General features: G+C 45.2%; 2 protein-coding genes. Both read right to left on the bottom strand.

Annotated elements, in window-relative coordinates; translation table 11 throughout:
- Window positions 1–54: 54 nt before the first annotated feature.
- The gene (hppD, locus tag VIP81_RS29430; RefSeq protein ID WP_331970202.1) at window positions 55–1185 is read right to left on the bottom strand and encodes a 4-hydroxyphenylpyruvate dioxygenase; all 1131 of its coding nucleotides are present in this window, start codon (window positions 1183–1185) and stop codon (window positions 55–57) included.
- A 48-nt stretch (window positions 1186–1233) separates the two neighbouring features.
- The coding region (locus VIP81_RS29425; protein WP_331970199.1) for a homogentisate 1,2-dioxygenase at window positions 1234–2406 on the bottom strand (1173 nt) is incomplete at its 5' end.

Genomic DNA, 2406 nt, shown 5'->3' with positions numbered 1-2406 from the left:
GACGGGCTTTACAGCACTCCCATCGGGACTGTAACTAAGGAAAGCATAGGGAAACTATAAGTTGCCGCGCAATGCCTGTTCTCTTTCTATAGATTCAAACAGTGCTTTGAAGTTGCCTTTACCGAAAGACTGTGCCCCTTTGCGCTGAATAATTTCAAAAAATACGGTAGGTCTGTCCTGCAATGGCTTTGTAAAGATCTGCAACAGGTATCCTTCATCGTCTCTATCCACGAGGATTCCTAATTTTTGCAGGGGAGCAACGGCTTCGTCGATCTTTCCTACCCTGTCCAGCACCGTTTCATAATATACATCCGGCACCTTCAGGAACTCTACGCCTCTTTGCTGCAGTTCAGTGACTGTTTTTACAATATCATTAGTAGCAATCGCCACGTGTTGTACACCGGGGCCACCATAGAAATCCAGGTATTCTTCAATCTGAGATTTCTTTTTGCCTTCTGCCGGTTCGTTGATCGGGAATTTCACACGTCCGTTACCGTTACTCATCACCTTACTCATCAGGGCTGAGTACTCGGTAGAAATATCGCTGTCATCGAAAGAGATGAGGTTTCTGAAACCCATTACGCGCTCGTAAAATTCTACCCAGGTATTCATCTCATTCCAGCCCACATTACCTACGCAATGATCTACATATAATAATCCGGTATCTGCAGGATTGTAGTCTGATTTCCATTCTTTAAAACCAGGCATGAAAAGTCCTTTGTAGTTTTTACGTTCTACAAACACGTGTACGGTATCGCCGTATGTATGGATACCGCTTCGTACCACTTCTCCGAATTCATCTTTTTCCACAGTAGGCTCCATATAAGGTGTAGCACCGCGTTTCACGGTTTCTTCATAAGCCGAACGGGCATCGTCTACCCACAGAGCCAATACCTTTACACCGTCGCCATGTTTTGCTACGTGGCGGGAAATTTCGGTATCGGGAAACAGGGAAGTGGTGAGTACAAAGCGCAGTTTATTTTGTACCAGTAAATAAGATACCCTGTCTTTCACACCGGTTTCAGGGCCAGCATAAGCCACTGATTGAAAGCCGAAAGCCGTTTTGTAATAAATCGCGGCCTGTTTGGCATTACCTACGTAAAATTCAACGTAATCTGTGCCGTTGAGTGGTAAAAAGTCCTGCTGACCTGTTAAGTTGTCTGCATTCATTAATGCTGTTTCCATAACATTCAATTGTTTTGGTTTTATAAGTCGGTTGGTTTTTGTTGCTAATTATTCTGCCCAGCTCATTACATAGCTGCCATCTTCAATACCCAGTGCTTCTTCCGTGATTTGCAGCGGATGAAAAGTATCTACCATTACTGCCAGTTCTTTTGTTTCTTTTGCGCCAATACTTTTTTCCACGGCTCCCGGATGCGGGCCATGGGGAATACCTGCAGGATGCAGGGTAATCATACCACGCACCACATGTTTACGGCTCATAAAGTCACCATCTACATAATATAATACCTCATCGCTGTCGATATTACTATGATTATATGGTGCAGGAATCGCCTGCGGATGATAGTCAAATAAGCGGGGACAGAAAGAACATACCACGAAGTTGGTGCCTTCAAAAGTCTGATGCACCGGAGGTGGCTGATGTACGCGCCCCGTGATTGGTTCAAAGTCGTGGATGGAAAAGGCGAACGGATATTCGCATCCATCCCACCCTACCACATCAAACGGATGATGCTTATAGTGGATCGGATATATCACCCCTTTCTTTTTGATACGGATCAGGAAATCGCCTGCCTCATCAATGGTTTCCAGGTTTTGCGGCTGCCGGATATCCCTTTCGCAATAGGGTGAATGCTCCAGCAGTTGTCCGTATTTGCTCAGGTATCTTTTGGGATAACGGATAGGACTAAACGATTCTACAATAAACAGACGATTATCGGCCGTGTTGAAAGTGATCTGGTAAATGGTACCGCGTGGTACTACCAGGTAATCACCGTAGCCGAATTCCAGTTGACCGTATTGCGTTTTCAGTACGCCGCTGCCTTCGTGTACAAAGATCATTTCATCTGCATCCGCATTTTTATAGAAATAGCCTTCCATACTTTTGCGGGGGGAGGCGAGTACAATATGAAGGTCGCTGTTCACCAGCACCGCTTTACGGCTCTGCAAAAAATCGTCTTCCGGTTTCACATTAAATCCCATGAAACTGCGGTGCTTCAACATCTTCTCCTCGGCCACTTTCGGGGCTACGGAGTAAGGTTCATCTACTTTTACAATCTCCGTAGGTGGGTGACAGTGATACAATAAACTGGAATGAGAAGAAAATCCTTCCGTAGAAAATAACTGTTCCGAATACAGCTGGCCATCCGGTTTGCGGAACTGGGTATGGCGCTTATGCGGTATTTGTCCGAGTTTATGATAATGTGGCATAACAGGTAAATTGAA

It is taken from the genome of Chitinophaga sp. (assembly GCF_036566945.1).
Taxonomy (GTDB): Bacteria; Bacteroidota; Bacteroidia; order Chitinophagales; family Chitinophagaceae; genus Chitinophaga.
Note: the sequence above shows the minus strand (reverse complement) of the source record. Positions and strands in the feature narration are given on the sequence as shown.